This is a genomic window from Pseudomonas sp. 3JA (assembly GCF_036961705.1).
GTDB lineage: Bacteria > Pseudomonadota > Gammaproteobacteria > Pseudomonadales > Pseudomonadaceae > Aquipseudomonas > Aquipseudomonas fluorescens_Q.
Genome location: NZ_JBAMDJ010000004.1, coordinates 53,411 through 77,421, shown reverse-complemented (window position 1 = coordinate 77,421; position 24,011 = coordinate 53,411). Strand labels below are relative to the sequence as shown.

General features: G+C 62.8%; 21 protein-coding genes. 17 read left to right on the top strand and 4 right to left on the bottom strand.

Annotated features, from left to right (window positions below):
- The first annotated feature begins 25 nt into the window (after positions 1–25).
- Entirely contained in the window at positions 26–463 is a 438-nt protein-coding gene (locus tag V7773_RS04435; protein WP_336072448.1) for a hypothetical protein, read from the top strand.
- A 73-nt stretch (positions 464–536) separates the two neighbouring features.
- Here V7773_RS04435 and ytfE read toward each other — a convergent pair whose 3' ends face one another.
- Positions 537–1,211 (bottom strand): iron-sulfur cluster repair protein YtfE, encoded by a 675-nt coding sequence (gene ytfE, locus V7773_RS04430; RefSeq protein WP_063320845.1) that lies wholly within the window; start codon positions 1,209–1,211, stop codon positions 537–539.
- Between the two features lie 160 nt (positions 1,212–1,371).
- Here ytfE and norR point away from each other — a divergent pair, with 160 nt between their 5' ends.
- From norR to V7773_RS04390, 8 genes are all read left to right on the top strand, one after another.
- Positions 1,372–2,904, top strand: a complete 1,533-nt coding sequence (norR, locus tag V7773_RS04425; protein WP_336072447.1) for a nitric oxide reductase transcriptional regulator NorR — start codon at positions 1,372–1,374, stop codon at positions 2,902–2,904.
- A gap of 155 nt (positions 2,905–3,059) precedes the next feature.
- Entirely contained in the window at positions 3,060–3,707 is a 648-nt protein-coding gene (pdxH, locus tag V7773_RS04420) for a pyridoxamine 5'-phosphate oxidase (protein ID WP_336072446.1), read from the top strand.
- An 88-nt stretch (positions 3,708–3,795) separates the two neighbouring features.
- On the top strand, positions 3,796–4,350 hold the full coding sequence (gene moaB, locus V7773_RS04415) for a molybdenum cofactor biosynthesis protein B (protein ID WP_072347918.1): 555 nt from the start codon (positions 3,796–3,798) through the stop codon (positions 4,348–4,350).
- Positions 4,347–5,582: a molybdopterin molybdotransferase MoeA gene (locus tag V7773_RS04410; protein WP_336072445.1), complete on the top strand. Its 1,236-nt coding sequence runs from the start codon at positions 4,347–4,349 to the stop codon at positions 5,580–5,582. The genes moaB and V7773_RS04410 overlap by 4 nt, the downstream gene beginning before the upstream one ends.
- 81 nt (positions 5,583–5,663) lie before the next feature.
- On the top strand, positions 5,664–6,659 hold the full coding sequence (gene ubiU / locus V7773_RS04405) for a ubiquinone anaerobic biosynthesis protein UbiU (RefSeq protein ID WP_063320850.1): 996 nt from the start codon (positions 5,664–5,666) through the stop codon (positions 6,657–6,659).
- Positions 6,660–6,670: 11 nt separating this feature from the next.
- Entirely contained in the window at positions 6,671–7,561 is an 891-nt protein-coding gene (locus V7773_RS04400) for a U32 family peptidase (RefSeq protein WP_092462507.1), read from the top strand.
- On the top strand, positions 7,555–8,025 hold the full coding sequence (gene ubiT / locus V7773_RS04395; RefSeq protein WP_336072444.1) for a ubiquinone anaerobic biosynthesis accessory factor UbiT: 471 nt from the start codon (positions 7,555–7,557) through the stop codon (positions 8,023–8,025). The genes V7773_RS04400 and ubiT overlap by 7 nt, the downstream gene beginning before the upstream one ends.
- Positions 8,025–8,399 carry a putative zinc-binding protein gene (locus V7773_RS04390; RefSeq protein WP_336072442.1) on the top strand — a complete coding sequence of 125 codons (375 nt, stop codon included), beginning with the start codon at positions 8,025–8,027 and terminating at the stop codon, positions 8,397–8,399. The genes ubiT and V7773_RS04390 overlap by 1 nt, the downstream gene beginning before the upstream one ends.
- A 164-nt stretch (positions 8,400–8,563) precedes the next feature.
- Here V7773_RS04390 and V7773_RS04385 read toward each other — a convergent pair whose 3' ends face one another.
- The 3 genes from V7773_RS04385 to V7773_RS04375 all read right to left on the bottom strand — a co-directional run bounded on the left by V7773_RS04385 (position 8,564) and on the right by V7773_RS04375 (position 11,914).
- Complete coding sequence (locus V7773_RS04385) at positions 8,564–9,241, bottom strand: Crp/Fnr family transcriptional regulator (protein ID WP_063320852.1); 678 nt, start codon at positions 9,239–9,241, stop codon at positions 8,564–8,566.
- 229 nt (positions 9,242–9,470) lie between these two features.
- Positions 9,471–10,118: a two-component system response regulator NarL gene (gene narL, locus V7773_RS04380; RefSeq protein WP_003202460.1), complete on the bottom strand. Its 648-nt coding sequence runs from the start codon at positions 10,116–10,118 to the stop codon at positions 9,471–9,473.
- Complete coding sequence (locus tag V7773_RS04375; RefSeq protein ID WP_336072441.1) at positions 10,115–11,914, bottom strand: HAMP domain-containing protein; 1,800 nt, start codon at positions 11,912–11,914, stop codon at positions 10,115–10,117. The genes narL and V7773_RS04375 overlap by 4 nt, the downstream gene beginning before the upstream one ends.
- Before the next feature lie 307 nt (positions 11,915–12,221).
- Here V7773_RS04375 and V7773_RS04370 point away from each other — a divergent pair, with 307 nt between their 5' ends.
- The 8 genes from V7773_RS04370 to moaA all read left to right on the top strand — a co-directional run bounded on the left by V7773_RS04370 (position 12,222) and on the right by moaA (position 23,705).
- The gene (locus V7773_RS04370; protein ID WP_371856951.1) at positions 12,222–13,523 is read left to right on the top strand and encodes an MFS transporter; all 1,302 of its coding nucleotides are present in this window, start codon (positions 12,222–12,224) and stop codon (positions 13,521–13,523) included.
- Entirely contained in the window at positions 13,501–14,898 is a 1,398-nt protein-coding gene (locus V7773_RS04365; protein WP_092145748.1) for a NarK family nitrate/nitrite MFS transporter, read from the top strand. Before V7773_RS04370 ends, V7773_RS04365 begins: the two co-directional genes overlap by 23 nt.
- Positions 14,899–14,963: 65 nt before the next feature.
- Positions 14,964–18,737, top strand: a complete 3,774-nt coding sequence (locus tag V7773_RS04360) for a nitrate reductase subunit alpha (protein ID WP_336072440.1) — start codon at positions 14,964–14,966, stop codon at positions 18,735–18,737.
- Position 18,738: 1 nt separating this feature from the next.
- On the top strand, positions 18,739–20,277 hold the full coding sequence (narH, locus tag V7773_RS04355; protein WP_063320858.1) for a nitrate reductase subunit beta: 1,539 nt from the start codon (positions 18,739–18,741) through the stop codon (positions 20,275–20,277).
- Positions 20,278–20,279: 2 nt separating this feature from the next.
- Positions 20,280–21,035: a nitrate reductase molybdenum cofactor assembly chaperone gene (narJ, locus tag V7773_RS04350; RefSeq protein ID WP_336072439.1), complete on the top strand. Its 756-nt coding sequence runs from the start codon at positions 20,280–20,282 to the stop codon at positions 21,033–21,035.
- Positions 21,028–21,708, top strand: a complete 681-nt coding sequence (gene narI / locus V7773_RS04345; RefSeq protein ID WP_063320860.1) for a respiratory nitrate reductase subunit gamma — start codon at positions 21,028–21,030, stop codon at positions 21,706–21,708. Before narJ ends, narI begins: the two co-directional genes overlap by 8 nt.
- Before the next feature lie 10 nt (positions 21,709–21,718).
- Positions 21,719–22,687, top strand: a complete 969-nt coding sequence (locus V7773_RS04340) for a peptidylprolyl isomerase (RefSeq protein WP_336072438.1) — start codon at positions 21,719–21,721, stop codon at positions 22,685–22,687.
- 25 nt (positions 22,688–22,712) lie between these two features.
- Positions 22,713–23,705 carry a GTP 3',8-cyclase MoaA gene (gene moaA / locus V7773_RS04335; protein WP_092225261.1) on the top strand — a complete coding sequence of 331 codons (993 nt, stop codon included), beginning with the start codon at positions 22,713–22,715 and terminating at the stop codon, positions 23,703–23,705.
- Positions 23,706–24,011: the final 306 nt, after the last annotated feature.

Genomic DNA, 24,011 nt, shown 5'->3' with positions numbered 1-24,011 from the left:
GCCGACTGGGCAGAGGGAATCGATAATGTACGGGGTCTTGCTGGTTACCCACCTGTTGGCGGCCATCGCCTTCATTGGCACGCTGTTTTTCGAGGTCTTCATCTGGCATGGCGCCCGTCGGCCGTTGGCCCAAGGCGTCAAGGACGCTGCCGACCAGGCCATCGCCCAGCGCTCGCGCCGCGTGCTGCACGGCGTCGTGCTGGTGCTGTACGGCGCCGGCATGGCCCTGGCCTGGCAGCATCGCGGCGCATTGAGCCAGCCGTTGAGCAACAGCTTCGGCCTGCTGCTGAGCCTGAAGATCCTGCTGGCCCTGAGCATCATCGGTCACTATTTGTGGCTGGCGTACTGGCTCAAGCGCGGTCGCCTGACGCCGAACCGAGCCTGCTGGTTGCGTCGCAGTATCCTGGGGCACATGGTGTTGATCGTGGTGTTGGCCAAGGCGATGTTCTATTGGCAGTTTTGAGCAGGGATGAGAGCAACGAATGCCTGTGGGAGCAAGCTTTGCTCCCACAGGCGTAATGGGCAATGTTTGAGAGTTAACGGGCAGGCTTCATCGCATTGACGAACAACACATTGTTTTCCAGGTGGATGTGCTGCATCAGGTCATCACGAAACTCCACCAACCCGCGATACAGGGCGCGCCAGGTGTTGCAGGCGTCGGCGGGCGGGGTGATCTGGTCGGTCAGGGCGAGCATGGTTTCCAGGGCTTCACCGTGCTGGTCGTGTTCGTAGCGCAGCACCTGGATCGGCGCCGAGGCCCGTTCGCCCAGGCCTTGTTGCAGCATCGGGAACAGCACCTGTTCTTCCTTGAGCATGTGGCCTTCGAGTTCCTGGTACATGTCCTGCAGGTGATCGGCCAGGCCGTTCGGGCAACTGGGTCGCGCACCGTGGACCTGCTCGACGCGCCGGGCCAAGCGGATCAGTTCCGGCAGCTGTTCGCGATGGCGTGCGTGGTAGCGCTCCAGGATGTGGCCAATCAAGGTCGCCTGGGGTTCGTCGCGCCAGTCATGGCCCAGCTCCCCAGCGGCTTGCAAGGTGCGCAGGGCGTCGGCGATCAGCAGCGGGTTCAGGCCTTTGCCCAGCGCTGCTTCACGCAAGGACTTTTGCCCGCCGCAGCAGAAGTCGAGGTTGTAATGATGGAAGGTACGGGTTGCACCGGGAATATCGCAGGCCAGTTGGCCGAGGCTTTGTTCCAGCAAATCGAGGCTCATCATGTTTCCTTGGGGTTGAATCCCGGCAGGGACGGATGAACGGACTTTGCAGTCGACGTGCCAGTTTCAACTGATTGAAAATAAAGCATTAAATTTTTGGCAGGGTGATTGTCACCCTGACTGTTGAGGGTCAAACGAACCCTGGAGGGTCATCACTACCATGCTGCGTGAAAGCCTGGCCGCCGACCTGATCGTCGAGCTGCCCAATGCGGTGCGATTGCAGCGCCTGGTGCAGACCCTGCGCGAATACTTCAACAGTGGCGCCGTGGGATTGTTGCGCCTGGACGACGACAGCCTCAGGCCCGTGGCGACCGTGGGTCTGGTCCACGAGGCGCTGGGCCGACGGTTCGTGATTGCCCAACACCCACGCCTGGCGGCAATCATGGCCTCGCGCGAGCCCACCTGGTTCGAGCCTGACAGTCGCTTGCCGGACCCTTATGACGGCTTGCTCGACAACCATGTCGGCGAGCCGCTGCCGGTGCACGACTGCATGGGCGTAAGCCTGTATGTGGAAGGCCGGCTCTGGGGCGCGATCACCCTCGATGCGTTGCACGCCGGCACCTTCGACAGCCGCGCCCGGGAGGAACTCAAGCGCTGCACCTTGCAGATCGAAGCGGCGGTGCGAGTCACTCGGCTCGAGCAGGAAAACCGCAGCCTGCGGGCCTCGCGCAGCGACCCGGCGGACCTGCGTCTGCCGGCCGAGGAGGGCGAGATCCTCGGCCGTAGCGAGGGGCTGCAACAGTTGCTCAACGAATTGGATGTATTGGCCGACTCCGAACTGCCGGTGCTGTTGCTGGGCGAAACCGGCGTGGGCAAGGAATTGTTTGCCCGGCGTCTGCATCGCTTGTCCCGGCGCGGCCACAAGCCATTGGTCCAGGTCAATTGTGCGGCGTTGCCGGAGTCCCTGGCGGAAAGTGAGTTGTTCGGCCACGTCAAAGGCGCGTTCTCCGGCGCGACGACTGACCGCGCCGGGCGTTTCGACGCGGCCAATGGCGGCACTCTTTTTCTCGACGAAGTCGGCGAGTTGCCGCTGAGTGTGCAGGCCAAGCTGCTGCGCACCCTGCAGAACGGCGAGATCCAGCGCCTGGGGGCGGACAAGCCGCTGCACGTCGATGTGCGGATCATCGCCGCCACCAACCGGCACCTGCCTGACAGCATTCGCGACGGGCTGTTTCGCGCCGACCTGTACCACCGGCTTTCGGTCTACCCGGTGCCGATCCCACCGCTGCGCGAGCGTGGCCACGATGTGTTGATGCTGGCCGGGCACTTCCTCGAACTGAACCGCACGCGCCTGGGCTTGCGTGGCTTGCGCCTGTCACCGGCGGCTGAACAGGCGCTGCTGGCGTACTCCTGGCCGGGCAACGTGCGGGAGCTGGAACATGTGATCAGTCGCGCGGCGTTGAAGCAACTGAGCCGGGGGGCCAGTCGCAGCCTGATCATGACCTTGGAGCCGCAGGTGCTGGATCTGGATGTCAATGCCAGCGCCGTCACGGCCCAGGCGTTGCCGGAGAGGCCCCTGGAAGCGCTCGATGTGCCGTTCCAGCCCTTGGGTGAGGCGGTTGATGCTTGTCAGCGACAGGCGATCCTCACGGCTCTGGAACGTTGCGGGCAGAATTGGGCGGGGGCGGCGCGGTTGTTGGAGGTTGATCCGAGCAACTTGCATAAGCTGGCGCGGCGGTTGGGGCTCAAGTAGCCGTTGATCTGTTACACCGCGTTGCCTTCATCGCGAGCGAGCTTGCTCGCGATAGCGCCCTTCAACTCACCACAAGAACCACCATTGACAACGATCAAGGCCCGTCATCGCCGCAGAATCCACACTGGCCCAAACCCATCGTGGAGATCACCGTCATGCCCCTTTCCCTGGCCAAAATGCGCCGTCAGTACACCCTCGATGGCCTGGATGAAGTCCAGGCACCCGACGACCCCATGGCTTTGTTCAGGCTCTGGATGCAACAGGCCCGAGACACCGAAAGCCCACCGGTGGAAGCCAACGCCATGGCTTTGGCGACGGTGGATGAGCAGGGCCGGCCTCACTGTCGGGTGTTGTTGCTCAAGGGCTTCGACGCCCAGGGCTTTTCGTTTTTCGGCAACTACGACAGCGCCAAGGGACAGAACCTCGCGGCCAACCGGTGGGCAGCCATGACGTTTTTCTGGCCGGGGCTGGAGCGGCAAGTGCGGATTGAAGGACAGGTCTGCAAGCTTGATCCCGCGTTGTCGGATGCCTATTTCGAGTCCCGTTCCGTCGCCAGTCGCCTGGGTGCCTGGGCGTCGCCACAAAGCCGACCACTGGAGGACAGGGCCGCGCTCGAGACCTTGCTGGTGCAAACCGAACAACGTTTCGCCGATCAACCGGTGCCACGTCCCGCGCATTGGGGCGGCTATTGCCTGCGACCCGAACGGCTGGAATTCTGGCAGGGCCGTGCCGACCGTTTGCACGATCGCCTCGACTACCGCCTGCAGGATGGCGCCTGGCAGCGCAGCCGCCTGGCGCCTTGAGCGCCGAGGGAGGTACCTCCAAGGAGGAATAGGCCCGGCAACGATTGCGGTTCAGGCTGGGCCATCTTTTCTGACAGGACGGCTGATCATGGCCCATCTGACGCAACGCCTCTTTCAACCACTGAACATCGCGGTCCTTACCATCAGCGATACGCGAACCTTCGACACCGACACCTCGGGCCAAACCCTGGCGGACCTGCTGCAAACAGCCGGACACGTGCTCATCGACCGTGGGCTGGTGAAGGACGATATCTACCAGATCCGCGCCCAGGTCTCCCAATGGATCGCCGACCCCAAGGTGCAGGTGGTGTTGATGACTGGCGGCACAGGGTTCACCCCGCGCGACAACACCCCCCAAGCGGTGGCGCCGCTGCTGGACAAGCACGTCGACGGTTTTGGTGAGTTGTTCCGCCAGGTGTCCCTGGCGGAAATCGGTATGTCCACGCTGCAATCACGGGCCTTGGCGGGCATGAGCAATGGCGTGCTGGTTTGCTGCTTGCCAGGCTCGCCGGGGGCTTGCCGGACCGGCTGGGAAAAGATCCTGGTCGGGCAACTGGACAGCCGCACTGGCCCGTGCAATTTCACCCCGCATCTCAAGCCGCAGGCCGGCATTGCTCCGACCGCCTGCGAGACACGCTCGTGAGCGGCAAGGTGTGCGACAGCGGCGTGCTGATGCCGGTGGATGAGGCGATTCGTCATCTGCTCGACCAGGCCCCGCCGCCACCGCCCGTGCAACGGGTTGGCCTGGACCAGGCCCTGGCGCGTGTGCTGGTTGCCGACATTCTGTGCCCGATGAACCTGCCGGCCTGGGATAACAGTGCGATGGACGGCTATGCCCTGCGGGCCGCTGACCTGCCGGGTGACGGCGGCTACCTGCTGTTGGGCGGGCGGATCGCCGCGGGTGACGAGCCGGGCGAGCCGTTGCAGGCCGGGCACGTCGTGCGGATTTTTACTGGCGCGCCGCTGCCACCGGGGGCCGACACGGTGGTGCCGCAGGAAAGCTGTCGCGTCGATGGCGAGCGGGTCTGGTTGCCGTCGGTCAACGGCGGTGACCATGTTCGCAAGGAAGGCGAGGAACTGCGTCGAGGAGACCGGCTGCTCGAAGCCGGCACGCGCTTGCGTGCCCAGGAGTTGGGTTTGCTCGCCGGTGCCGGAGTCGGCCAGGTGGACGTCTATCGCCCCTTGCAAGTGGGCTTGCTCAGCAGCGGCGATGAGCTGCGCGAGCCGGGCGAGCCACTGGCGCCAGGACAGATCTACAACAGCAATCGTCATAGCCTCGCCGCACTGCTGCGCGGTTGGGGTGTCGAGGTGCATGACTTCGGGGTCATGCCCGACCAGCTATTGGCCAGTCGACAAGCGTTGCGCCTGGCCGCCGCCGAATGCGATGTGCTGATCACATCGGGCGGTGTCTCGGTGGGTGAAGAAGACCACCTCAAGCAAGCCATCGAAGCCTTGGGCAGCATCGACCTCTGGCGCCTCGCCATCCAGCCGGGCAAGCCCCTGGCCTTTGGGGATGTGGAAGGCAAGCCATGGATTGGGCTACCGGGCAATCCTTCAGCGGCGTTGATTACCGCGTTGATCGTCGTGCGTCCCTTCCTGTTCCGCGCCCAAGGCATGCGCGACGTGCTGCCTGTACCGTTGCAACTGCCGGCCGGGTTCGATTGGCTCAAGCGCAACCGACGCCGGCAGTACCTGCGGGCCAGGTTGGTCCCGGATGCCAACGGCCACCTGTGTGTGGAACTGCACCCTCAGCAAAGTTCGGCGATGCTGACGGCCGCTTGTTGGGCCGATGGGCTGGCGGTGGTGGAGTGTGAGGCGCAGTTGCACAAGCACGACAAAGTGCTGTACCTGCCATTCGCCGAGCTGATGCATTGACGGCAATTGATTGCCGTCAAGGTCGCCGGCCGAGGGCTGGCTAGACTGGCGGCGCTTGAGTTTTTCTCATGAGGATGCCCCATGCAACTGGTTTGCCCGGCAGGGAATCTGCCTGCCCTCAAAGCGGCGGTGCGCCAAGGCGCCGATGCCGTCTATGTCGGCTTTCGCGATGACACCAATGCCCGGCATTTCGCCGGGCTGAACATGGACGACAAGCAGTTCGACGCGGCTGTCGCACACATCCGTCAACACCAACGCAAGCTGTACGTGGCGGTCAATACCTACCCGCAGCCCAAGGGCTGGGAACGTTGGCAACGGGCGGTGGACCGTGCCGCCGATTTCGGCGTGGATGCCCTGATTGCCGCCGACCCCGGCGTGCTCGGCTACGCCAGCCAGCGCCACCCGAAACTGGCGCTGCACCTGTCGGTACAAGGCTCGGCGACCCACGCTGCGGCTCTGGCTTTTTACGCCCAGCGCTATGACATCCGCCGCGCCGTGCTGCCGCGGGTACTGTCCCTGGCCCAGGTGCGACAGGTGGCGGCTGCCAGCCCGGTGCCGATCGAAGTGTTCGGTTTCGGCAGCCTGTGCATCATGGCTGAAGGCCGTTGCCACTTGTCTTCCTACATCACCGGCGAATCGCCGAACCTGTGCGGCGTCTGCTCGCCCGCCAAGGCGGTGCGCTGGAGCGAGGATGCCCAAGGCCTCAGCGCACGCCTGAGCGAGGTGCTGATCGACCGCTACACCCCCGAAGAACCGGCCGGTTATCCGACCCTGTGCAAAGGCCGCTTCCTGGTGGGTGGCAAGCGTTTCCATGCGCTGGAAGAACCCACCAGTCTCGACACCCTTGACCTGCTGCCGGAGCTGGCCGCCATCGGCGTCGAAGCGGTGAAGATCGAAGGTCGCCAACGCAGCCCGGCCTATGTTGAACAGGTGACCCGGGTCTGGCGCGCCGCACTGGATGCCCACCAGGTCGCGCCACAACGGTTCCGGGTGCAGGAAGAATGGCGCCAGGTGCTGGCTGGCTTGTCCGAAGGCAGCCAGACCACCCTGGGTGCCTACCATCGATCATGGCAATGAGGGGAGGCCAGATGAAACTCAGCCTGGGACCGGTCCTGTTTTACTGGGACAAAGCGCAACTGGGGAATTTCTATGCCGAGATGTCGGCATTGCCGCTGGACGTGATTTATCTGGGGGAAACCGTGTGCTCCAAGCGCCGGGCCTTTTCTCTGGATCAATGGCTTGGGCTGGCGCGCGAGCTACAGACGTGCAGTCAGGCACAGATCGTGTTGTCGAGCCTGACACTGATCGAAGCGGCTTCGGAGCTGTCTTCGCTGCGCCGTCTGTGTGACAACGGCCAATTATTGGTGGAAGCCAATGACATGGGGGCGGTGCAGTTGCTGGCCGAACGCAAGCTGCCTTTCGTGGGCGGTCCGGCGTTGAATTTGTACAACGGTCACGCCCTGGGCCAATTGCTCGACAGCGGCATGGTCCGCTGGGTGCCACCGGTGGAGTGTTCGGCGGCGCTGATTGGCGATGTGCTGGAGCAAGTGCGAGACATGGAGCGTGAGGTGCCTGAAGTCGAGATCTTTGCCTACGGCCATCTGCCCCTGGCTTACTCGGCGCGCTGCTTCACCGCTCGTGCCGAAAACCGGCCCAAGGATGACTGCCAGTTCTGCTGCATCAATTACCCCGATGGCCTGGCGCTGAGCAGTCAGGAGGGCCAGCCGTTGTTTACGCTCAATGGCATCCAGACGATGTCCGGTGAGGTGAGCAACCTGCTGGCTGATTACAACGCCCTGGTGGCTTGCGGGGCCGACATCCTGCGCTTGAGTCCGCGAGCCCAGGGCATGGCCGAGGTGGTCAGCGCGTTTGATCGCGTGCGCCAGGGGGAGGCGCCGCCGCTGTTTGTCGAGGGCTGCAACGGCTACTGGCACGGCCATGCCGGCATGTTGAAGGTAGAGGAGGCGGGCCTGTGTTGAGTCCGAAGAAGTGGGTGCTCAAGGGCGCTGATCGCTTGCTGCCGCTGGTGGGCAAGGTGCCGTTCGTGGTGCAGCGCCTGGCGTTGCAACAGGCGCTCAATCGTTGCCTGGCCGAGCCGTTGCGCGATGGCGGTTTCGATGTATTGCAGGGGCGCTGGTTGTGCCTGCGGGTGCCGGACCTGAAGTTGTGTTGGTACCTGACCCTGGCGCGGGATGGACTGCGCATCGCCGAGCGGGCCGAAGCCCAGGTCACCATCAGCGGTAACTGGCGCGAGTTCCTGTTGCTGGCCAGCCGTCAGGAGGATCCCGATACGTTGTTCTTCCGGCGGCGGCTGGTGATCGAGGGGGACACGGAGCTGGGGCTGGCGCTGAAGAACCTGATCGACAGTCTTGATCCGGAGGTATTGCCGCCTTGGTTGTGGCGCAATCTGGAGCGGGCGGGCAAGGGATTGGCGACCGTGTGATGAAGCCTTCGACTGCATTGCCCCTGGTGTATTCCTGCTCCGGTTGCTCCAACGTCGCGCAACTGGCCAACAACGTGGCCTTGCGCCTGGACCGCGCTGGCCTGGCCGAGATGTCCTGCATCGTCGGGGTCGGCGGGCATGTGGCGCCGCTAGTCAACAAGGCACGCTCGGGGCGGCGGATTATTGCCTTGGACGGTTGCCCGTTGCAATGCGTCCAGGCGTGCTTGCAGCAACACGACCTGGAAGCGGATGTGCACGTGATCCTGAGTCAGTTGGGCTGGCGCAAGCGTTTCGGGGTCGAGTGCTCGCAAGAAGAGGGCGATGCGTTGTTCGAGCGGTTGATACCGATGATAGGGGTTGATCAAAGCCCCTGAGCCAAACACCGATCCCGTGGCGAGGGAGCTTGCTCCCGCTGGGGGCGAAGCCCCCCAAGTTTGCCACTGCGGAGCGTCAGATTGATTGTGTCTGGCCTTTTTGGGGCTGCTGCGCAGCCCAGCGGGAGCAAGCTCCCTCGCCACAGAGGGTGCACTGACTCGGGCTATTGCTGGTAAGCCTCCAGCGCTTCCTCGGCCAGGATACGAATGTTGCGCCGTTCCATGGCGATCAGGCCACCGTCCACCAAGCGATGCAGAATGCGCGAGAAGGTCTCTGGCTGAATCCCCAGCTTGGAGGCCACCAGGCGTTTGGACACCTGCAGCACCAACTGACCGTTGCGTGGATCGCGCTCCTGCAGCAGGAAATTGATCACCCGTCGACTGGCGCTGGCCAGGGTCAGGTTGTCGATGTCCTTGAGGCGTTGGTGCAGGTGGATGCTCATGCTCGCCAGGATCGCCAGGCAAACTTTGGGCTGGTCCTCCAGGGCCTTGCGGTAGTGGGTGCCTTCGATGCTCACCAGTACGCTGTCCTTGATTGCCGACGCACTGACCGGGTAGCACCGGGCCTCGCTGAATAGCAGGGCCTCGGCGAAGGTCTGTCCGGGCTGGATGATCTCCACCAGGTTCTCCTGGCCTTCGCCGGTGACCCGGAACAGCTTGATCTGGCCACTGACCAGCAGGAAAAACCGCTTGGCCGGGTCGCCCTGGTGCATGAGCGTGCTGTTGCTGTCCAGGCGCCTGAGAACGGCCAGGCTGCAGACATCTTCAAAGACCCGCTCCGGCAATTGGCTGAACAGGTGATGACGACGCAACAGTAAAACGATGGAAGGGTGGGTCAGCATGGCGTACCTCCGCGTGCCGTCATGGTAGGGCCCAAATCGTCGCCGGCCTATGCCTCGGCAGGCCTACCTCGGAAGAGGGAGGGAGGCCTGATGACTATCCCTGTGGCGAGGGAGCTTGCTCCCGCTGGGCTGCGTAGCAGCCCCAAAAAACAGGGCCGCTGCGCGCCCCAGCGGGAGCAAGCTCCCTCGCCACAGGTTATGTGTTGCTCATGGGATCTATTCGCCAGGCCTAACCCGCCCCGCGCAGATGTTCCATCGCCCATACGGCCGCTTCGACCCGTGAACGCAAGCCGAGCTTGTGCAGCAGGTTCTTCACATGCACCTTGACCGTGCCTTCGGTGATGCCCAGCTTGTGCCCGATGACCTTGTTGCTGTAGCCGCCGGCGATGGTCTTGAGCACCTGGCGTTCGCGCTCGGTCAGTTCCACATCGGCCTGGCGCGGTGGCGAGCGCAGCGCCTGGGCCATGACGCGGGTCAGGCCGGGGCTGATCACCAGGGCGCCGTTGAGGGCATCGCGGATGTACTGGATTAGCAACTCCGGCTCCATGTCCTTGAGCAGGTAGCCGTTGGCGTCCAGGCGCAGGGCATCGCGAATGTCGTCCTCGGCATCGGACACGGTGAACAGCAACACCTTGCCGGTGTAGTGCATGGCACGCAGCCGGCGCAGGGTCTCGATGCCGTTCATCTGCGGCATGTTGTTGTCCAACAACACCAGGTCGGGCTTGAGCGGTTCGATCAGGGTCAGGGCTTCTTCGCCGTGGCTGGCTTCGCCAACGATCTGCAAATCGTCTTCGAGCTCAAGCATCTGACGGATGCCGCGACGCATCATCGGATGATCGTCGACCAGTAGCAGGGTGTGGCGCAGGGGGGCGTTCATGTTGCGAGGCCTTCGGTGTGTTGGCCCAGGAATTCCGGTTGGAAATGCACCTGGATGCGGGTGCCCTGGGGGGTACGGGAGTGAATCTGGAGCTGGCCGCGCAGGCTGCGGGCCCGTTCGTTCATGATGTTCAGGCCATGGTGTTCGCGCTGGTCCACCTCGCCGCTGAAGCCCCGGCCATCGTCTTCGATCGACAGCCGCACGGTCTCGCCTTCCTGGCGCAGTTCGAGCCAGGCGTTCTCGGCGTGGGCATGGCGCAGGCAGTTGGACAACGCTTCGCGGGTGATCTGCAGGATGTGGATCTGCTCGCTGGCCGACAGCTCGAAAGCCAGGGTGTCGACGAACAGATGCACTTTGAAGTCCCCGCGGTTGGAGAACTCCTCGGCAGTGTCCTTGAGTTCTTCGACCAGGCCGTCATCGTGGATCTGCAAGCGGAAGGTGGTCAGCAACTCGCGCAACTGGCGATAAGCATTGTTGAGCCCTTCGCGCAGTTCACCGGTGACGGTCTCCAGGGTCTGCACCGGTTCGCCCCGACGCATCAGGGTCTGCATGCGGCTGACTTGCAGCTTCATGTACGACAAGGCCTGGGCCAGGGAGTCGTGGAGTTCGCGGGCAATGATCGTGCGTTCATCGAGCAGCAGCAGACGATGGTCCTGTTCGCGCTGGCGCTTGAGCGATAGCGACGTACCAATCAGGTTGGCCAGGGCCTGGATCAATGCGGTTTCCCAGGGCTGCGCGGCGTGGCCGTCGACAAAATGGGCCTTGAGCTCACCCAGCTCGTTGCCCTGGTTGCTGATGCTGAAGGCTTGCGGGCGTGCCGCGTTGTGTTTATGACAACTGGCGCAATCGCTGCTGGCGCAGACCTGGCGGCTGTCGGCGCCATGCAACGCCAGCAAGTGCCTGGCCGGTGCCTGCAATTGCCCTTGCAGGCACAGCGTCAGGCGCAGGCCCGGCAGGCGTTGTTGGAAGCGTCGGATCAGTTCATCCAGCCCTTCGGCATTGGCCTGTCGCGTCGCCAGGCTGCGACTGCTTTGGTACAGCAGTTCCAGGGCGGCGTTGGCCTGTTGCAGGTTCAGGGTCTTTTGCTGGACCTGGTTTTCCAGGGTGCGGTGCGATTGCTCGATGGTCTCGGCCATGGTGTTGAAACTGGTCGCCAACTGGCCCAGTTCATCTTCGGACTGGTGATTGACCCGCACCTGGAATTCGCCGCGACGAAAGCGCTGGGTGGCGTCCACCAACTCCTGCAAGGGCGTGACCACGCCGTACTGCAATTCATACAGGCCGATCAGCAGGATGATCATGGTGCTGAACAGCGCCGCGCCCTGGATCACCTGCTGCCAGCCTTGCTTGTGCTCGCTCTGACGTTGCAGCAGGGTGACGAACTGGTCCAGTTGATCGACGAAGGTGTTGGCGCTGGCCTGGAAAAATGCCGAGTCACCACGCTCGATGGCCGGGCGCAAAGTCTGGTTCCAGCGCTGCACAAGGTCGCGATAGCTCTTGTGCAGGGAGGTTTCCGGCCCATCTTCAAGCACGGCGCGCAGGGCAGGGCTGTCGAGGCGTTGTTGCAGGCTGGTGATGATCGCGGGGATGTCGTCGTTGGCCCCCGCCGCCAGTTTCCAGCTCAGGTGGTAGGTCTCCATGCGCACGGAGCCAGCGGTATTGATAGCGGCAGCGTCGCCCTGGCTGAACCAGGCGATCAATCCGGCGCTCAAGGAACTGGCCAGGGCCAGGATGGCGATGAGGATCACCGCCAGCCCGGCGCGAGCGGGCAGGGAGCTGCGCAGCCAGCGCATCATCGACGCGGGCCTGCGGGGCAAAACTGTGAAGCGAGCATAGGGGCGCCCTGGACCTGGGGGTGTAGCAGCCAATCCTGGGCGCACTACCTCTAAAGAGTTGTCGGCCGCTCCATTTCCATAAAAGCTTCGGCAGACTTGTTCAAGATATTGATAAATAAAGGGTTGTATCAATATCCGGGTCTACCTCCTTGGAGGTAGATGGGGCAAGCATAGGCCTGGACCGCCCCGGTGCACGTTGACCCAAGTCAAGTTTTTGCGGGGTTCGTATCACTAGGCTGCGCTCATCGAACTGACGGAGTGCATCGTGATGCGAGCGCAAGTGCAACAAGGGCTGGTACTAGGGATGAGTACCCTGGCCTTCACCGTGTGCTTCATGGTCTGGATGATGTTTGCCGTGCTCGGCGTTCCGATCAAGGAGCTGCTGGCCCTCAACGAGACCCAATTCGGCCTGCTGGCGGCCACGCCGGTGCTGACCGGCTCGCTGGTGCGTTTGCCCCTGGGGCTTTTGACCGACCGCTTTGGCGGGCGGATCGTGTTCTTCCTGCTGATGCTGTCCTGCGTCCTGCCGCTGTACTTGATCACCCTCGCCACGGCCTTCTGGCAGTTCCTGGTGCTGGGCCTGTTCGTCGGCCTGGCTGGCGGTTCGTTCTCGGTGGGCATCGCCTATGTCGCCAAGTGGTTCGACAAGCAGAACCAGGGTTTCGCCATGGGCGTGTTCGGTGCCGGCAACGCGGGGGCGGCGGTGACCAAGTTTCTCGCCCCGGCCCTGATCGCGTTCGGCTCCTGGCACCTGGTGCCCAAGGTGTTCAGCGCCATCCTGTTCATCACCGCGCTGCTGTTCTGGTTTCTCACCAGCGAGAAAAAGGAGCACAGCGGCACCGGCGGCGCCACATTGCGCGAGCAGTTGAAAACCCTGAAAGAGCCGGCCGTGTGGCGCTACTGCCAGTACTACTCGATCGTCTTCGGCGGCTACGTGGCCCTGGCCTTGTGGATGACCAAGTACTACGTGCAGGAATACGGCTTCAGCCTGCAAAGCGCGGCGCTGCTGGCGGCGTGTTTCTCCCTGCCTGGTGGCGTGCTGCGGGCCGTCGGTGGCTGGATGTCCGACCGCTGGGGCGCCCAGAGCGTGACCTGGTGGGTGTTGTGGGTCAGCTGGATCTGCCTGTTCCTGCTCTCCTACCCCCAGACCCAACTGCAAGTGCAGACCGTCAACGGCATCGTCGACTTCCATATCGGCCTCAACGCCACGCTGTTCACCGTGCTGCTGTTCGTGATGGGCATCGCCTTCGCGTTCGGCAAGGCCTCGGTCTTCAAGTACATCGCCAACGACTACCCGAAAAACATGGGGGCAGTGTCCGGCATCGTCGGCCTGGCCGGCGGCCTGGGCGGGTTCGTGCTGCCGATCATGTTCGGCGCCCTGGTGGACCTCACCGGCGTGCGCTCGTCCTGCTTCATGTTGATGTACGGCGTGGTCTGGGTCTCCCTGGCCTGGATGTACTTCAGCGAAATACGCAAGCGCCCGCTGCTGGGTAAACAGCCGCCGGCCATTCAATCCCCGTTTTCCAGCATTGCCCAAGGAGAAGAACATGTCCGTTCTGCAAACGCCTGAAAAGGGCCCGGTCATTCATGACTGGCGTCCGGAAGACCCTGCTTTCTGGGGCAGTAGCGGCAAACTGACCGCCCGGCGCAACCTGTGGATTTCCATCCCGGCGCTGCTGTTGGCCTTCGCGGTGTGGATGGTCTGGAGCACGGTGATCGTGCGCCTGAATGCCATCGGCTTCAGTTTCAGCACCGACCAGCTGTTCTGGCTGGCGGCATTGCCGGGGCTGTCCGGTGCGACCTTGCGCATCTTCTACTCGTTCATGGTGCCGATCTTCGGTGGCCGGCGCTGGACCGCCCTGAGCACCGCATCGCTGCTGATCCCGGCGTTGTGGATGGGCTTCGCTGTGCAGAACCCGGCCACGCCCTACAGCGTGTTCGTGTTGATCGCGTTGCTCTGCGGTTTTGGCGGCGGCAACTTCGCCTCGAGCATGTCCAACATCAGCTTCTTCTACCCCAAGTCCCAGCAAGGCACGGCCCTGGGCCTGAACGCCGGGCTGGGTAACCTGGGGGTGTCGGTGATGCAGTTCAGCGTGCCGTTGGTGATCTCTTTCGGCGTGTTCGGCTTCATGGGCGGCCAGCCCCAGGTGTTGGCTGATGGCAGCTCGCTGTGGTTGCAGAACGCCGGTTTCATCTGGGTGCCGTTTATCTTGGCCGTGACCCTGATTGCCTGGTTCGGCATGAACGACCTGTCCAGCGCCCGTGCTTCGTTCAGCGAACAGGCGGTGATCTTCAAGCGCAAGCACAACTGGCTGATGTGCTGGTTGTACCTGGCCACCTTCGGTTCGTTCATCGGCTTCTCCGCTGCCTTCCCACTGCTGATCAAAACTTCGTTCCCGGAAGTCATCGCCCTTAAATTCGCCTTCCTCGGCCCGCTGGTGGGCGCGCTGGTGCGGCCGTTGGGCGGCTGGCTGGCGGACAAGCTCGGTGGGGCCAAGGTCACCTTGTGGAACTTCGTGCTGATGATTCTGATGGTGTTCGGGGTCATGCACTTTTTGCCCCAAGGCGGCCAGGGCGGCAACTTCTACGGCTTCCTGGGCATGTTCATGTTGCTGTTCATCACCACGGGTGTGGGCAACGGTTCGACCTTTCGGATGATCCCGGTGATCTTCCGCACCCTGCATGAAAAAGCCGCCCTGGGCAAAAAGCCCGAGGTGCGCGAGCAAGCGCTCAAGAACGCCGGCAAGGAATCGGCCGCGGTGCTGGGCTTCAGCTCGGCCATGGGCGCCTTCGGGGCGTTCTTCATCCCCAAATCCTTCGGTACTTCGATGGCCCTGACCGGCGGCCCGGAGATGGCCTTCTACATGTTCGTCGGCTTCTACCTGAGCTGCATCGTGGTGACCTGGTGGTGGTACGCCCGCAAGGGCGCGGCGACACCCTGCTAAGACGAATTCAACTATTGCGTGGGCGGGGCGCAGACCCCGCGGAGCAAGCCTGAGAGGAACACACTGTGAGTCATTTATTGGATCAACTGCGGTTTTTCAACCGTAAGCAAGGCGAGTTTTCCGATGGGCACGGCGAGACCCGCAAGGAGTCCCGCGACTGGGAGAACGTCTATCGTTCGCGCTGGCAGTACGACAAGATCGTGCGGTCCACCCATGGGGTGAACTGCACCGGTTCGTGCTCGTGGAAAATCTACGTCAAGAACGGCTTGATCACCTGGGAAACCCAGCAGACCGACTATCCGCGTACCCGCAACGATCTGCCCAACCACGAACCACGCGGCTGCCCTCGCGGCGCGAGCTACAGCTGGTATATCTACAGCGCCAACCGGCTCAAGTACCCGAAAATTCGCAAGCCATTGCTCAAGCTGTGGCGCGAAGCCCGGCAGACCCTGCCGCCTGTCGAGGCCTGGGCCAGCATCGTCGAGAACAAGGCCAAGGCCGACTCCTATAAAAGCAAGCGCGGCATGGGTGGCTTCATCCGTTCCAACTGGGAAGAAGTCAACGAGATCATTGCCGCCGCCAACGTCTACACCGTCAAGACGCACGGCCCGGACCGGGTGGTGGGCTTCTCGCCGATCCCGGCCATGTCGATGGTCAGCTATGCCGCCGGCTCGCGCTACCTGTCGTTGATCGGTGGCGTGTGCCTGAGCTTCTACGACTGGTATTGCGACTTGCCGCCCGCTTCGCCGATGGTCTGGGGCGAGCAGACCGACGTGCCGGAATCGGCCGACTGGTACAACTCCAACTACATCATTGCCTGGGGCTCCAACGTCCCGCAGACCCGCACCCCTGACGCCCACTTCTTCACCGAGGTGCGCTACAAGGGCACCAAGACCGTGGCGATCACCCCGGACTATTCGGAAGTCGCCAAGCTCACCGACCTGTGGCTCAACCCCAAGCAGGGCACCGACGCCGCACTGGCCCAAGCCTTCAACCATGTGATCTTCAAAGAATTCCACCTGGACAAGCCCAGCGCCTATTTCACTGAATACGCCAAGCGCTACACCGACCTGCCGGTACTGGTGATGCTCAAGCCGATGCTTGGCGCTGCGCCGGGCGCGGGTTACCAGCCGGACCGTTTCCTGCGGGCCAGCGACCTGACCGACAACCTCGGCCAGGACAACAACCCGGAATGGAAAACCATCGCCATGGATGCCGCCGGCGAACTGGTTTCGCCCCAAGGCTCCATCGGCTATCGCTGGGGTGAGAAGGGCAAGTGGAACATCCTGCCGCGCGAAGGCGGCGAGGGACGTGAGATCGACCTCAAGCTGAGCCTGATCGGCGGCGACGTCGCAGAGGTGGCCTTCCCGTATTTTGCCGGCGAAGCCCAGGAGTACTTCCAGCACGTGGCCGGTGATGCGGTGCAGTTCCGTCGGGTGCCGGTGCACAGCGTGGTGCTGGCCGACGGCAGCGTGGCGAAAGTCGCCACCGTGTTCGACCTGTCGGCGGCCAACCTGGCCATCGACCGTGGCCTGGGTGGCGCCAACGTCGCCAAGGACTACGACGACGCCTCGGTGCCCGGCACCCCGGCCTGGCAGGAGCAAATCACTGGTGTAAGTCGCGAGAAGGCGATCCAGATCGCCCGGGAGTTTGCCGATAACGCCGACAAGACCCGTGGACGCTCGATGATCATCGTCGGTGCGGCGATGAACCACTGGTACCACATGGACATGAACTACCGCGGGCTGATCAACATGCTCATGCTCTGCGGTTGCGTCGGCCAGACCGGCGGTGGCTGGGCCCACTATGTGGGCCAGGAAAAACTCCGTCCGCAATGCGGCTGGCTGCCCCTGGCCTTCGGCCTGGACTGGAACCGTCCGCCACGGCAGATGAACGGCACCAGCTTCTTCTATGGCCACAGTTCGCAATGGCGCCACGAGAAGATGAGCATGCACGACGTGCTCTCGCCCCTGGCCGACAAATCGCAGTTCCCCGAGCACGCCCTGGACTACAACATCCGTGCCGAACGGGCCGGCTGGTTGCCGAGCGCGCCGCAACTCAACACCAACCCGCTGCACATCTGCCGCGATGCCGCCGCCGCGGGCCTGGAACCCAAGGACTACGTGGTCAAGTCGCTGCAGGACGGTTCCCTGCGCTTTGCCTGCGAACAGCCGGACAGCCCGGTGAACTTCCCGCGCAACATGTTCATCTGGCGTTCCAACCTGCTGGGCTCCTCGGGCAAGGGCCACGAGTACATGCTCAAGTACCTGCTGGGCACCAAGAACGGCGTGATGAACGAAGACATCGGCCATAGCACCGAGTGCAAACCCACCGAAGCCGAATGGGTCGACGAGGGCGCCATTGGCAAGCTCGACCTGGTGACCACCCTGGACTTCCGCATGTCCTCGACCTGCGTGTACTCCGACATCGTCTTGCCGACCGCGACCTGGTACGAAAAAGACGACATGAACACCTCGGACATGCACCCGTTCATTCACCCACTGTCGGCCGCCATCGATCCGGCCTGGGAATCGCGTTCGGACTGGGAAATCTACAAGGGCATCGCCAAGGCGTTTTCCGCCATGTCGGTCGGCCACCTGGGTGTCGAGAAAGACCTGGTCACCGTACCGCTGATGCACGACAGCGTCGGCGAACTGGCCCAACCCTTCGGCGGCACCGACTGGAAAAGTGCCGGTGTGGCGCCGGTCCCGGGCAAGAACGCACCGAACCTGCAGGTGGTGGAGCGCGACTACCCGAACATCTACAAGCAGTTCACCTCCCTGGGCCCGATGCTGGAGAAACTCGGCAACGGCGGCAAGGGCATCAACTGGAACACCGAGACTGAAGTGAAATTCCTCGGCGAACTGAACCACAAGGAAGTCGAGGCCGGCATCAGCCAAGGGCGACCAAAGATCGACAGCGCCATCGACGCCGCCGAAGTCATCCTGTCCCTGGCCCCGGAAACCAACGGCCATGTCGCGGTGAAAGCCTGGGCAGCGCTGTCGGAGTTCACCGGCATCGACCACAGTCACCTGGCCGTCTCGAAGGAGCACGAGGCCATTCGTTTCCGCGACATCCAGGCCCAGCCACGCAAGATCATTTCCAGCCCGACCTGGTCTGGCCTGGAAGACGATCACGTGAGCTACAACGCCGGCTACACCAACGTCCATGAGTCGATCCCATGGCGCACCATCACCGGTCGCCAGCAGTTCTACCAGGATCACCCGTGGATGCAGGCGTTCGGCGAGCAGCTGATGAGCTATCGGCCACCGGTCAACACCCGCACCATCGCCGGCGTGAAGGGCAAGCGCAGCAATGGCGAGACCGAGATCGTCCTGAACTGGATCACCCCACACCAGAAGTGGGGCATCCACAGCACCTACAGCGACAACCTGCTGATGCTGACCTTGAGCCGTGGCGGGCCGATTGTCTGGCTCTCGGAAATCGACGCCAAGCGCGCCGGTATCGAGGACAACGACTGGATCGAATGCTTCAACGTCAACGGCGCATTGACCGCCCGTGCGGTGGTCAGCCAGCGGGTCAAGGAAGGCATGGTGATGATGTACCACGCCCAGGAACGGATCGTGAACGTGCCGGGTTCGGAAACCACCAAGACCCGTGGCGGCCACCACAACTCGGTGACCCGCGTGGTGCTCAAGCCCACCCACATGATTGGCGGTTACGCGCAACAGGCCTACGGCTTCAACTATTACGGCACGGTCGGTTGCAACCGCGACGAATTCGTCGTGGTGCGCAAGATGGTCAAGGTCGATTGGCTCGATGGTTCCAGTGGCGATGATTTGCCGCGTCCACTGCCGACTGATATCGAGGAGAACTGAGATGAAGATTCGCTCACAAATCGGCATGGTCCTGAACCTGGACAAATGCATCGGCTGCCACACCTGCTCGATTACCTGCAAGAACGTCTGGACCAGCCGCGAAGGCATGGAATACGCCTGGTTCAACAACGTCGAATCCAAGCCAGGCATCGGCTACCCCAAGGAATGGGAAAACCAGGACAAGTGGAAGGGCGGCTGGATCCGCAACGCCGACGGCTCGATCAACCCGCGCATCGGCGGCAAGTTCCGCGTGCTGGCGAACATCTTCGCCAACCCGGACCTGCCGAGCCTGGACGATTACTACGAACCGTTCGACTTCGACTACCAGCACCTGCACACCGCACCGCTGGGTGAGCACCAGCCTACTGCGCGACCACGCTCGGTGGTGTCCGGCAAGCGCATGCAGAAGATCGAGTGGGGCCCGAACTGGGAGGAAATCCTCGGCACTGAATTCGCCAAGCGGCGCAAGGACAAGAACTTCGACAAGATCCAGGCGGACATCTACGGCGAGTACGAAAACACTTTCATGATGTACCTGCCGCGCCTGTGCGAGCACTGCCTGAACCCGGCGTGCGCGGCATCGTGCCCGAGCGGTGCGATCTACAAGCGCGAAGAGGACGGCATCGTCCTGATCGACCAGGAGAAGTGCCGCGGCTGGCGCATGTGCATCAGCGGCTGCCCTTACAAGAAGATTTACTTCAACTGGAAGAGCGGCAAGTCGGAAAAATGCATCTTCTGCTACCCGCGTATCGAAGCCGGGATGCCGACTGTCTGCGCTGAAACCTGCGTTGGACGGATCCGTTACCTCGGCGTGTTGCTGTACGACGCCGACCGTATCAGCGAAGTGGCAAGCACCGCCGATGAGAAGGACCTGTACGAGAAGCAACTGGAGATTTTCCTCGACCCCAACGACCCGGCAGTGATTCGCCAAGCCCTGGCCGATGGCGTGCCGCAGTCGGTGATCGATTCGGCGCAACGTTCGCCGGTCTACAAAATGGCCGTGGATTGGAAACTCGCACTGCCGCTGCACCCGGAATACCGCACCTTGCCAATGGTCTGGTACGTGCCGCCACTGTCGCCGATCCAGAACGCTGCCACGGCTGGCACCGTGGGCATGAACGGGGTGATCCCGGACGTCGACAGCCTGCGCATCCCGCTGCGCTACCTGGCGAACATGCTCACCGCCGGTGATGAAAAACCGGTCAAGCTTGCGCTCAAACGCTTGCTGGCGATGCGTGCCTACAAACGTTCCGAGCAGGTCGACGGCGTGCAGGACCTGCAAGTGCTGGCCGACGTCGGCTTGAGCGTGAACCAGGTGGAAGAGATGTACCGCTACCTGGCCATCGCCAACTACGAAGATCGCTTCGTCGTACCAAGCGCCCACCGCGAAGACGCCATGAGCGACGCGTTCGCCGAGCGCTCCGGTTGCGGCTTCAGCTTTGGCAGCGGTTGCAGTGGCAGCTCCGACACCAACATGTTCGGTGGCAAGAAAGCCAACCGCCGCGACGTGATCAAAACCGTGCAGTTGTGGGAGGAATGAGCATGCGCATTCTCAAGGTGATTTCGTTGCTGCTCGACTACCCGACCGAGACCCTGGTGGCCGGTCGGGATGAGCTGGAACAAGCGATTCTCCAGGCACGGGAAATCAGTCCCAACCAGCGCGCCGGGCTGTTTGAATTGCTGGAGGTGATCTGCGGCAAGGACCTGATGGATGGCCAGGAGCACTACGGTGCGCTGTTCGGCCGCGGTCGTTCGCTGTCGCTGCTGCTGTTCGAACATGTCCATGGCGAATCCCGCGACCGTGGCCAGGCCATGGTCGACATGATGGCCCAGTACGAAGAGGCCGGTTTTGCCATCGGCGTCAAGGAACTACCTGACTACATCCCGCTGTACCTGGAGTTTCTTTCCACCCGCGAAGACCTCGAGGCCCGCGAGGGCCTGGCCGATGTGGCGCACCTGCTGGCCTTGCTCGCGGCGCGCCTGGACGAACGTGAAAGCGCCTACGCCAGTTGCTTCCGCGCCTTGCTACAAATCGCCGGGGCCGAGCCTCAGGTGGCGGTGGCCGAGTTTCGCGAGCAAGTGAAGGCCGAGCCACGGGATGACTCCCTCGAAGCCCTGGACAAGGTCTGGGAAGAAGAGGCGGTGGATTTCATGAAGGCCGAACAGCAGGACCGTTGCAGCTCGATGCCCAGCGCGCCGGGCAAGGCGCGAGACGAAAGTGCGGTGCCGCTGCACTGGGTGGATTTTCAGCATGAAGGGCTGGCCGCAGCGCCAGCCGGGGAGGTGGGTAATGTCTAAATGGGATCTGTTGTTGTTCGGGGTCTACCCCTACGTCGCCTTGGCGATTTGCCTGCTTGGCAGTTGGGCACGCTTTGATCTGTCCCAGTACACCTGGAAGGCCGGTTCCAGCCAGATGCTGAACAAGCGCGGCATGCGGGTGGCCAGCAACCTGTTTCACATCGGCGTGCTGTTCGTGCTGGCCGGCCACTTCGTCGGCCTGCTGACACCCTCGGCGATCTATCACCATGTGTTGAGCACCGAAAACAAGCAATTGCTGGCGATGGTCTCCGGCGGTTTCTTCGGCGTACTGGGCCTGATCGGCCTGGTGATGCTGCTCAACCGTCGCCTGACCGACCCACGGGTTCGCGCCACCTCCAATGCGTCGGACATCCTCGTGCTGGTGGTGCTGCTGGTGCAACTGGTGCTGGGGCTGATGACCATCGTGGCCTCTACCGCCCATATGGACGGCTCGGTAATGGTGATGCTGGCCGACTGGGCCCAGAACACCGTGCTGTTGCGTCCGGTTGAAGCCGCTACCTCGATAGCGCCGGTAGGCCTGGTCTACAAGCTCCACGTGGTGCTGGGCCTGACCTTGTTCGTGTTGTTCCCGTTCACTCGTCTGGTCCATATCGTCAGTGCGCCGGTCTGGTACCTGGGACGTCGTTATCAAATCGTTCGGCAGAAGTTTTGAGGAGAAGATCATGGCGAGTGGATGCGGATGTGGCGGTGGTGGTGGCGGCAGCGGCGGCTGCGGTTCTTCGGCAAAAGCGGCACCGGTGATCGCGCCGGTGGCCGAAGCCGAACCGGCGGGGGCGGTGCAGTTCGAGCCGGCCCAGGCCGGGCCGGTGGCGGAGGATGAAGCGCCACAGTTGATTGCCAGCAGTGAACAGGAGTGGCCGATCATCAGCGTCAACGGGGTGTCGATCACCCCGCAGGCGATGGCCCAGGAGCTGCAATACCACCCGGCGGAAAGCCGCGAGGAGGCGGTTTATCAGGCGGCACGGGCCTTGGTGATTCGCGAATTGCTCCAGCAACGCATCGCCGAACTGGGCCTGGCGTTACAGGTCGGCGCCGGCGAAAACGAAGAGGAAGCGGCCACGCGGCTATTGCTCGAACGTGAGGTGCAGGTGCCGCAGTGCGACGAGGCCACCTGCCTGCGTTATTACGAAAGCAACCGAGCGCGGTTTCACAGCGCACCGTTGCTGGCGGTGCGGCACATCCTGCTCGAATGCGCGCCGGACGATGCCGAGGCGCGCAGCCTGGCCCATGTCCAGGCCGAGCTGCTGCTGGAGCGGCTGGATCAGTTCCCGGGCAGTTTTGCCGAGTTGGCGATCAAGCATTCGGCGTGTCCATCCAAGGAGCAGGGCGGCTCGCTGGGGCAGATCAGCAAGGGCCAGACTGTGCCTGAGCTGGAGCGCCAGTTATTCACCCTGCCGGCGGGCCTGGCCGGTAAACCGCTGGAAAGTCGCTATGGCTGGCACGTGATCAGCATCGACCAGCGCATCGATGGCCAGCCATTGCCGTACGAGGCGGTGGCGACGGCGATTCGTACCCAGTTGCAGCAGGGCGTGTGGCAAAAAGCGCTGGTGCAGTACCTGCAAACCCTGATCGGTGCGGCGGACATTCGCGGCATTCACCTTCAGGGCGCCGACTCGCCGCTGGTGCAGTGAGCACGGGCTCAATCAGGAGATCTTCATGAATGCGGTGTTGCAGGACGGATTTGGGCGCCAGATCGATTATTTGCGGATGTCGGTGACCGATCGTTGTGATTTTCGTTGTGTGTATTGCATGGCGAAAAACATGACGTTCCTGCCGCGTCAGCAAGTGTTGACCTTGGAGGAGTTGCAGCGCCTGGCGCGGCTGTTCGTCGGCCTGGGGGTGAAGAAAATCCGCCTGACCGGTGGAGAGCCGCTGATCCGTCCGGGCATCGTCGGGTTGTGTCGCGAGATCGCGGCGTTGCCCGGCCTGCGGGAACTGGTGATGACCAGCAACGGCTCGCAGTTGGGGCGATTGGCCCAGCCGCTGGTCGAGGCTGGCGTCAAGCGCATGAACATCAGCCTCGACAGCCTGGACGGTGAACGTTTTCGGGCGATTACCCGCAACGGCAACCTGGACCAGGTGCTGGCCGGGATTGAAGCGGCGAAGGTCGCCGGGTTCGAGCGGGTCAAGTTGAACTGCGTGGTGATGAAAGGACGCAACTTCGATGAGGTCCCGGCGCTGGTGCAGTACGCCATCGATCAACGCATCGACATCAGTTTTATCGAGGAGATGCCGTTGGGGGAGGTGGGGCGTTCCCGGGGCGAGTCGTTCTGTTCCAGCGATGAGGTCCGGGCTGTGATCGCCGCTCATCACCGGTTGCTCGACAGTACGGAGAACAGTGGTGGCCCGGCGCGTTATGTACGTTTGGAACAGCATCCGGATACCCGGATCGGTTTCATTTCCCCCAACACTCACAACTTCTGCGCCAGTTGCAATCGCGTGCGCATGACCGTTGAAGGGCGCTTGCTGTTGTGCCTGGGGCAGGAGGATTCTCTCGATCTGCGTGGCTTGTTGCGGCGTTATCCGTTGGATGACCAGCCGGTTATTCAGGCGGTGCAGAAGGCGTTGCGTGGGAAGCCTTTGCGCCATGACTTCAATCCTGGTGGGGAGGTGCAGATTGTGCGGTTCATGAATATGAGTGGGGGTTAAGGACTTACACGGACCCCGTGGCGAGGGAGCTTGCTCCCGCTGGGGTGCGCAGCAGCCCCGTACTGTTCTGAGCGCTGGGATTTGTTGATTGGGGGCATATCCGTTGCTGCGGTAACGGCCACTTAGGGTTCCGCCCTGACGGCGGCTCACTTTTGAGAAGCGCAAAAGTAAGCAAAACGCTTTTGCCCCACCACTCGGTGCCTCGCCTAGGCTCGGCATGCCCGAACGCAGGCATTGCTCCGTGGGCCGCCGCGAAGGGCCATCCATGGCCCAGCGCGGCTATCCCGGCATCCATGCCGGGATGCC